The organism is Microbacterium sp. ZW T5_56, from assembly GCF_044987425.1.
GTDB lineage: Bacteria > Actinomycetota > Actinomycetes > Actinomycetales > Microbacteriaceae > Microbacterium.
Map to the genome: position 1 here is coordinate 21,518 of NZ_JBJDRI010000047.1, position 7,528 is coordinate 29,045.

Sequence of the window (7,528 nt, forward strand, 5' to 3'; positions counted from 1 at the left end):
CCGCCCTGCCGAAGATGTCGCGTGTCCTCTCGCGACGCTCGGGCGCGCAGCAGCGGCCGGATACGATGAGGACATGCCGCTGCTCGATCTCACCGCCTCCGCTGCCGATATCACCCGGGCGATCTGCGATATCCCCAGTGTCTCCGGAGACGAGGCGGCACTGGCCGATGCCGTCGTTGCCGCCCTGTCCGAGTATGACCACCTGGAGATCATCCGCGACGGTGACACGATCGTTGCTCGGACGTCCCTCGGGCGCGATCGTCGCGTGATCATCGCGGGACACCTCGACACGGTGCCCATCAACAACAACCTGCCCAGCGAGTTGCGCGAGATCGACGGCGAGAGCGTGATCTGGGGTCGAGGAACCGTGGATATGAAGGCGGGCGTGGCCGTACAGCTGAAGCTCGCTGTCGATCTGGTCGCCCCGATGGTCGACATCACCTGGATCTGGTACGACCACGAAGAGGTCGACAGCTCCCTGAACGGTCTGGGACGCCTCGCCGGCAACCAGCCGGACCTCATGGCCGGTGACTTCGCTATCCTCGGCGAGCCGACCGCAGGGGAGATCGAAGGCGGATGTAACGGAACGCTGCGTGCGGTGGTGCGCACACACGGGGTTCGTGCGCACAGCGCGCGCGCCTGGGTGGGGGAGAACGCGATCCACGCCGCCGCGCCGGTCCTCGCTCGGCTGTCCGAGTATCGCCCCAAGGAGGTCACGGTCGAGGGTCTGGCCTATCGCGAGGGTCTGAACGCTGTACGTATCGGTGGCGGTGTCGCGGGCAACGTGATCCCCGACCTCTGTGAGGTGGAGGTGAACTACCGCTATGCTCCCGACAAGTCTCCGGAGCAGGCCGTGGCGCACATCCGCAACGTCTTCGCGGGCTTCGAGATCGAGATCGTGGACCTGTCGGCGGGTGCTCGCCCCGGGCTGGACGCCGAGCTCGCCCAGGAGTTCCTGGCGGCGACGGGCGCTCGCCCCAAGCCGAAGTACGGGTGGACAGATGTCGCGCGGTTCTCGGCCCTCGGGGTTCCGGCCGTCAACTACGGCCCCGGTGACCCGAGCCTTGCCCACCACGATCAGGAGCGTGTCCCCGTGGCACAGATCGAGACCGTCGAGGCAGGGCTGCGCGCGTGGCTGAGCTGACCCGTACCGACCAGACGCCGGCGCGAACCGCACCACCGACGCGGGTGGTGACGGCGCTGCGGATCACCGGCATCTACGTGGTGGCGCGCATCATCACCTTCACCTTCCTCTTCATCTCCTCCGCCCTCGCCGCCCCGGGATCCCGCTTCGGTCCCGGCCTCGGCATCGAGCGGTTCATCACGGGCTGGGACGGTCAGTGGTACTGGCAGATCGCGTTCCAGGGCTACCCGTCGCCGCTTCCCCTGACCGATACCGGCGCCGTCGCTGAGAACGCGTGGGCCTTCATGCCCCTCTACCCGTGGGTCGCCAACGTCATCGGGATGCCGTTCGGATCGTGGGCCACGGGTGCTGCGATCACCTCGCTCGTGTGTGGCCTGCTGTCCTGCTTCGCGCTCTACCGACTGATGCGCAATCGCCTTTCGCGCAACGTCTCGATGTGGGCCGTGGTGTTCTTCGCGAACGGTCCGCTCGCAGCGCTTTTTCACGTCGGCTACGCCGAGGCGATGTTCACTCTCTTCCTGCTGTTGGCGCTGAACGCGGTGCTGCGTCGCCGATTCGCTGAGCTTTACATCCTCATTCCGCTGATGGGATTCACGCGTCCCGGCATTCTGCCGTTCGCCCTGATGCTCGGCCTCTACGGGATGTGGCGCTGGTTCCGCCGCGACCGCGACCCGCTGCCGCGCATTCAGATCATCCATATCCTCGCGACCGGCGCTCTGGCCGTGCTCGTCGGGTTCTCCTGGCAGATCATCGCGGGGATCGTGACCGGCGATCTCGGTGCCTACCTCAGCACCGAGCTCGCCTGGCGCCGGAACTGGCTGGCAGAGCCCGCGACCGCCTTCATCCCCTTCGAGGCTTGGGGTGCGGCACTGAACATGTGGTTCGGACTGTGGCAGGTGCCCGTGTTCCTGGGGTGGCTGACCTTCGGTGTCCTGCTCGCGCTGATCGGGTGGGCTCTGCTGCGCGAACGGCACGTGCTCGCGATGGGCGTGGAACTGCGGCTGTGGTCGGCGAGCTACATGCTTTACCTGCTCGCGGTGTTCTTCCCGCAGTCCTCGACCCTGCGACTGCTGTTGCCGTTGACCCCGCTGGTGGGGGCCATCGCCATTCCGCGCTCGCCGTGGTGGCGCGGTGGCATCCTCATCGGCGGCGTGCTCTACCAGTGGTTCTGGATTTACAGCGTCTACGCCCTCGCCGCCACGGTTTACCAGATCCCGTAGGGGTCATTCCCGGGTCACGGATCGCTGTGCATTTCTGGACAACGCCTCAGAACCGATAAACTGGTAGCCAGACCAGGATGAAAGGGAGCCGACATGGCAGCCATGAAGCCCAGGACCGGCGACGGACCGATGGAAGCGGTCAAGGAAGGTCGCCTCATCATCGTTCGAGTTCCGCTCGAAGGGGGAGGCCGTCTCGTCGTCTCCGTGAATGACGAAGAGGCCAAGGAACTGCACTCCGTGCTCGGGGGCGTTGTCAACGCCGCATGATGCACAGCAGACAGGGAAGGCGGTCGGGCAGCAGCCCGACCGCCTTCCCTGTTCTCCAGGTCAGCGTTCCGCCAGCACGGTGAGCTGCAGAAGCCCCTCGTTCACGGTGGAGAGGGCACCCACCACGGCCGGGGAGGCCTGGACTTCTTGGATCAGGGAGCGATAGGCCCGCGTGATCTCGTCACGCTGCACGGGATCGGCCACACGTCCGCCGCCGAGAACGCGGGGAACCAGCACGGTGCCGCCGGCGCGCACCAGGCGCAGGCCATGCTCGACGTAGGCGATGACGTTCTCCGGGTCGGCGTCGACCAGCACGATGTCGTACGAACCCTCATTCATGCGGGGAAGCACATCGAGCGCACGACCCGTGATGAAGCGGGCGCGAGCAGCGGGAACCCGCGCTTCCTGGAACGACTGGCGTGCCACGCCCAGGTGCTCGGGCTCTTTGTCGATGGTGGTGAGCACGGCGTGGGGGGCACCGTGCAGCAGCCAGAGCCCGGACACTCCGGCTCCCGTGCCGATCTCCATGATGCTGGTGGCTGCGGTGGTCGCGGCGATCACAGCGGCCTGTGCGCCGATGCCGGGGGAGATCGGTGCGGCACCCACCTCCAGTGCGTGGGCGCGTGCGCGCGCGATGTGGTCGGGTTCGATGATGGACTCCCGCGCGAAACGGGCGATCGCATCCAGCTCGCTCATTGCTCCTCCGTATTCAGGCTAGGTGCGGTGTGCGCGACAGTCGGTGAGGCGCGACCGGTAATCTGAATCCATGAACTTCATTCCGGGGCCCGACAAGCTGCTGGTGATCGCGCTGATCGCTGTGGTGCTCGTCGGTCCGGAGCGGCTCCCGCGCTACGCAGAGGGTCTTGCTCGACTCATCAAGAAGGCCGGCGAGGTGATCCGCGGCGTGAAGGATCGCGCGGCGGAGGAGATGGGGCCGGAGTTCACCGAGACCGACTGGCGCAAACTCGACCCGCGTCAGTACGACCCGCGTCGCATCATCCGCGAGGCGCTGCTCGACGACGTGATGGCACCGGCTCCCACGGCGGCTGCGGCCACGGTGGGAGTGGCCGGGGCTGCTGCAGCAGTGGCATCCGCCCCTGCTGCAGCCAGCAGTCCGCAGGCCAGCGGGGCGAGCGCGCTCTTCACCCGCTCGACGCCTCGCACCGCGAACCGGCTTCCGGCAGGCGAGATCCCGCCCTACGACGCCGAGGCCACCTGAGCCGGTACCGACCGGCCACGCCGCCGCGCGGCTGCCGTTCGCGGAGTCAGGCTGTGCGGAACGGCAGCGTGCGATGCGTGAGGTCGCGTCCGAAGGTCGCCACCCGTTCGGCCAGACCGATGATCGCCGCCGCGGCCGGGTCGGTCGGATCCGAGATCACCACGGGCTCTCCCGCATCGCCGCCCTGGCGCAGAGCCATACTCAGCGGCACGGAGGCGAGGAGCTGGACCGGCTGATCCGGCAGGCTCAGCGCGTCGGCGACACTCTGTCCGCCGCCGGAGCCGAACATCGCGAAGTCCTGACCGTCCGGCAGGATCAGCGGAGACATCGTCTCCACGACGCCGATGACGCGCTGACCGGTCTGACGCGCGACGGTGCCGGAACGCACCGCGACCTCCGCGGCCGCCGCCTGCGGTGTGGTGATCACCAGGACCTCCGCCCTCGGAAGCAGCTGTCCCACGGAGATGGCGATGTCTCCCGTGCCCGGCGGCATGTCCAGCAGCAGGACATCAAGATCGCCGAAGTGCACGTCGGTGAGGAACTGCTGCACCGTGCGATGCAGCATCGGACCTCGCCACGCCACGGCGCCCTCGCGCAGGAACATGCCGATGGAGATCACCTTCACATCGTGCGCGACCGGCGGCAGGATCATCTCGTCGATTCGCGTGGGCGTTGTCCCGGCGGGAACGCCCAGCAGTCCCGGGATCGAGAAGCCGTGAATGTCGGCGTCGACCAGGCCGACACGCAGTCCTCGCTGCGCGAGCGCCACGGCGAGGTTCGCGGTCACAGTTGACTTGCCGACTCCGCCCTTGCCGCTGGTCACGGCGATGACGCGCGTGAGCGAATCGGGACCGAACGGCATGGTGCGCGCGGGGCGACCGTCGCGCAGCCGCTCGGTCAGGGCACGGCGCTCCTCGGGCGTCATCACGCCGACCGCGACGTCGACCGATGCGATTCCCGGCACGCGTGCGGCTGCCTCTCGAACCTCCCGCTCGATGCGCGTCGCAGCCGGGCAGCCCACGATCGTGAGGGCGATGCCGACGTGGGCTGCGTCCTCGGTGACGGTGATGTCGCGAAGCATGTCGAGCTCGGCCAGCGTGCGCCGCAACTCGGGGTCGACGACGCTGCCCACCGCGCTGCGGACCTGCTCGGCGAGACTCACCGTGACTCCTTCTTCGATGCGGCGCGTTCGTCGTGCTCTGCGTTCGCTCGCTCGTCGAGTTCGCCGAGCAGCGCGCGCAGCTCCTGGCGGAGCACGTCACGCGAGACGGATTGGTCGACGAGGTCCGTCATCGCCATACGCAGCGCCACGACCTCGCGCGCCAGGTACTCGGTGTCGGCGAGGTTGCGCTCGGCGCGCTGACGGTCCTGCTCGATCTGCACGCGGTCCCGGTCATCCTGGCGGTTCTGCGCGAGCAGGATCAGGGGCGCGGCATAGGATGCCTGCAGGCTTAGGACCAGGGTGAGTGCGGTGAAGCCGTTGGAGACCTGGTCGAAGCGCACCGCGGCCGGCATGAGCGAGTTCCACGCGATCCACGCCACGCAGAACAGCGTGAGCAATGCGAGGAACGTGGGCGTTCCCATGGCACGTGCGATCCACTCGGTGAAGCGGCCGAAGCGGTCGCGAGACTGCTTGGGCTGCGCTCGACCTCGGCGGGCGGGGGAGTCGAGGGCGTTGTCGCGCGCCATCATGCGCCCGGCCCCGCAGCGGGGCGGACCACGGTGATCGACCCGGTCGCCTCTTCCTCGTCGTAGGAGCGCCAGTCATCGGGCAGGAGGTAGTCGAGCACGTCATCGACGCTCACGACCCCCACGAGGCGATGCGCGACGTCGACCACCGGCAGCGACACGAGGTCGTAGGACGCGAGCATGCGTGCGACCTCTGTCGCGGAGGCGGTCGCCTGCACGGGTTCGAGATCGTCCAGGATCGCTCCCAGCCGCTCGTGTGGCGGATAGCGCAGCATGCGCTGGAAGTGCACGACGCCCAGCAGACGCCCCGTGGGAGTCTCATACGGTGGCAGCGTCACGAACACCGCCGCGGCGAGGGCGGGATGCAGCTCGTGGCGGCGGATGAGCGCGAGGGCCTCGGCCACCGTGGCCTCGGCGGACATGATGATCGGCTCCGGGGTCATCAGACCGCCGGCGGTGTCGGGACCGTACTGCAGCAGCGTCCGCACGTCTTCGGCCTCTTCGGGCTCCATGAGCTCCAGCAGATGCTGCAGACGACCCTCGGGAAGCTGTGCCAGCAGGTCCGCGGCGTCGTCGGGCTCCATCTGGTCGAGGATGTCGGCCGCGCGTTCGTCGCCGAGCTGCTCGAGGATGTGCATCTGCTCGTCCTCGGGCATCTCCTCGAGAACGTCGGCGAGGCGGTCGTCCGGAAGCTCCTCCGCGACCTCGATCATGCGGGTCTCGGGGAGGTCGAGCATGGTGTTGGCGAGATCGGCCGGCTTCAACTCGGAGTAGGAGGCGACCAGCTGCTCGGCCGACTGCGCCTCACCCGGTCGGTGCTGTTCGCGGACCTGACCCCAGGTCGCGAATGTCGTGGCACCGCGCGCGAACGGCGACGCGCTGGTCTTCGGGCGGCGCAGGAACAGCTGGGTGACGCCCCACTCGCCGATGCGGTTGCGCTCGATGGCGACGTCTTCGATCACGGCGCTGCCGGAGGCGTCTGCCATGTCCACGCGTCGTCCGACCAGCTCGGCGAGCACGCGGACCTCACCGCCGCGCTGCTCGAATCGGCGGACGTTCATCAGCCCGGTGGTGATCACCTGCCCCTGCGAGATGGAGGTGACTCGACCGATGGAGAGGAACACCTGACGGCGCCCGGGGATCTCGCAGACCAGGCCGATGACGCGGGGCGGGTCGGATTTTCGGTACACCACGACGACGTCGCGGACCTTGCCGAGACGATCGCCGGAGGGGTCGAAGACCGTGCAGCCGTGCAGGCGCGCGACGAAAACCCGCTGAGTACTCACGCTCTCAGCGTAGTCGCCGAATGCGGGGCACCCGGGGGATCACGAGGTGCGCGTGGAAGAATGAAGACCGAGCTCGGTGATGGTGTGTCGCCACAGATGTGGTGCCGACCGATCACGAACGCTGACGGAGGAGAGACAGACCAGTGAGCATGATGGGACCCCTGGGCGGCAACACGGAGGTCGGCGAGGTCGTCGGGTCGTTCCCCGAGTACACGGGAGCGCAGAAGGCGGTCTCCTCGCTCATCCAGGCCGAGATCCCGGCGCGGGAGATCGCGATCGTGGGCCGCGGCCTGCGCTCGATCGAGCGCATCACCGGCAAGCTCGGATACGCCACGGCAGCGCGACAGGGCGCCGTCAACGGCATCTTCCTCGGCCTGATCTTCTCTCTGGTGCTCACCTTCGGCGTCGAGCAGAACCTGATGCAGCTCTTCCTCGGCTGCATGGTGGTGGGTGTGGCTCTGGGCATGCTGATGAGCCTGATCGCGTACACCCTCATCCGGCGTCGTCGTGACTACGCCAGCGTGATGCAGGTGGTCGCGGACCACTACGAGGTGACGGTGATGCCGACGAGCATTCACAAGGCGCGGCAGGTGCTCGGCACCGCGCCCGGTGCGCATCGCCCGCCCGCGCGTCCGGCAGCTCCCGCATCGAACGAGCCGCCGCGCTACGGCGAGCGCGTGGACCCGTCCGCGGCGCCGACGGC

9 protein-coding genes are annotated in these 7,528 nt (G+C 68.2%); 5 read left to right on the forward strand and 4 right to left on the reverse strand.

Features of this window, described 5'->3' with window-relative positions; genetic code table 11:
* Positions 1-73 precede the first annotated feature (73 nt).
* The 3 genes from dapE (at position 74) to ACI3KU_RS17410 (ending at position 2,631) form a co-directional block, all read left to right on the forward strand.
* Positions 74-1,144 carry a succinyl-diaminopimelate desuccinylase gene (gene dapE, locus ACI3KU_RS17400; protein ID WP_404923594.1) on the forward strand — a complete coding sequence of 357 codons (1,071 nt, stop codon included), beginning with the start codon at positions 74-76 and terminating at the stop codon, positions 1,142-1,144.
* Complete coding sequence (locus tag ACI3KU_RS17405; RefSeq protein WP_404923595.1) at positions 1,132-2,364, forward strand: hypothetical protein; 1,233 nt, start codon at positions 1,132-1,134, stop codon at positions 2,362-2,364. The genes dapE and ACI3KU_RS17405 overlap by 13 nt, the downstream gene beginning before the upstream one ends.
* 93 nt (positions 2,365-2,457) lie before the next feature.
* On the forward strand, positions 2,458-2,631 hold the full coding sequence (locus ACI3KU_RS17410; protein WP_404923596.1) for a DUF3117 domain-containing protein: 174 nt from the start codon (positions 2,458-2,460) through the stop codon (positions 2,629-2,631).
* A 60-nt stretch (positions 2,632-2,691) separates the two neighbouring features.
* Here the strand turns inward: ACI3KU_RS17410 and ACI3KU_RS17415 are convergent, their stop codons facing one another.
* Complete coding sequence (locus ACI3KU_RS17415) at positions 2,692-3,327, reverse strand: O-methyltransferase (protein ID WP_404923597.1); 636 nt, start codon at positions 3,325-3,327, stop codon at positions 2,692-2,694.
* 70 nt (positions 3,328-3,397) lie between these two features.
* Between ACI3KU_RS17415 and ACI3KU_RS17420 the strand changes: the two genes are divergently transcribed.
* Positions 3,398-3,850, forward strand: a complete 453-nt coding sequence (locus ACI3KU_RS17420; protein WP_404923598.1) for a Sec-independent protein translocase TatB — start codon at positions 3,398-3,400, stop codon at positions 3,848-3,850.
* 46 nt (positions 3,851-3,896) lie between these two features.
* On the opposite strand, the gene ACI3KU_RS17425 is transcribed toward ACI3KU_RS17420, so the two are convergent.
* The 3 genes from ACI3KU_RS17425 to ACI3KU_RS17435 are packed head-to-tail and all read right to left on the reverse strand — an operon-like array spanning position 3,897 to position 6,825.
* On the reverse strand, positions 3,897-5,012 hold the full coding sequence (locus ACI3KU_RS17425; protein WP_404923599.1) for an Mrp/NBP35 family ATP-binding protein: 1,116 nt from the start codon (positions 5,010-5,012) through the stop codon (positions 3,897-3,899).
* Entirely contained in the window at positions 5,009-5,539 is a 531-nt protein-coding gene (locus ACI3KU_RS17430) for a DUF1003 domain-containing protein (RefSeq protein WP_404923604.1), read from the reverse strand. The genes ACI3KU_RS17425 and ACI3KU_RS17430 overlap by 4 nt, the downstream gene beginning before the upstream one ends.
* Positions 5,539-6,825, reverse strand: coding sequence for a magnesium transporter MgtE N-terminal domain-containing protein (locus ACI3KU_RS17435; protein WP_404923600.1), 1,287 nt, complete (start codon positions 6,823-6,825; stop codon positions 5,539-5,541). The genes ACI3KU_RS17430 and ACI3KU_RS17435 overlap by 1 nt, the downstream gene beginning before the upstream one ends.
* Before the next feature lie 149 nt (positions 6,826-6,974).
* Between ACI3KU_RS17435 and ACI3KU_RS17440 the strand changes: the two genes are divergently transcribed.
* Positions 6,975-7,528, forward strand: a 554-nt coding sequence (locus ACI3KU_RS17440) for a general stress protein (protein WP_404923601.1), incomplete at its 3' end; no start/stop codon positions are given.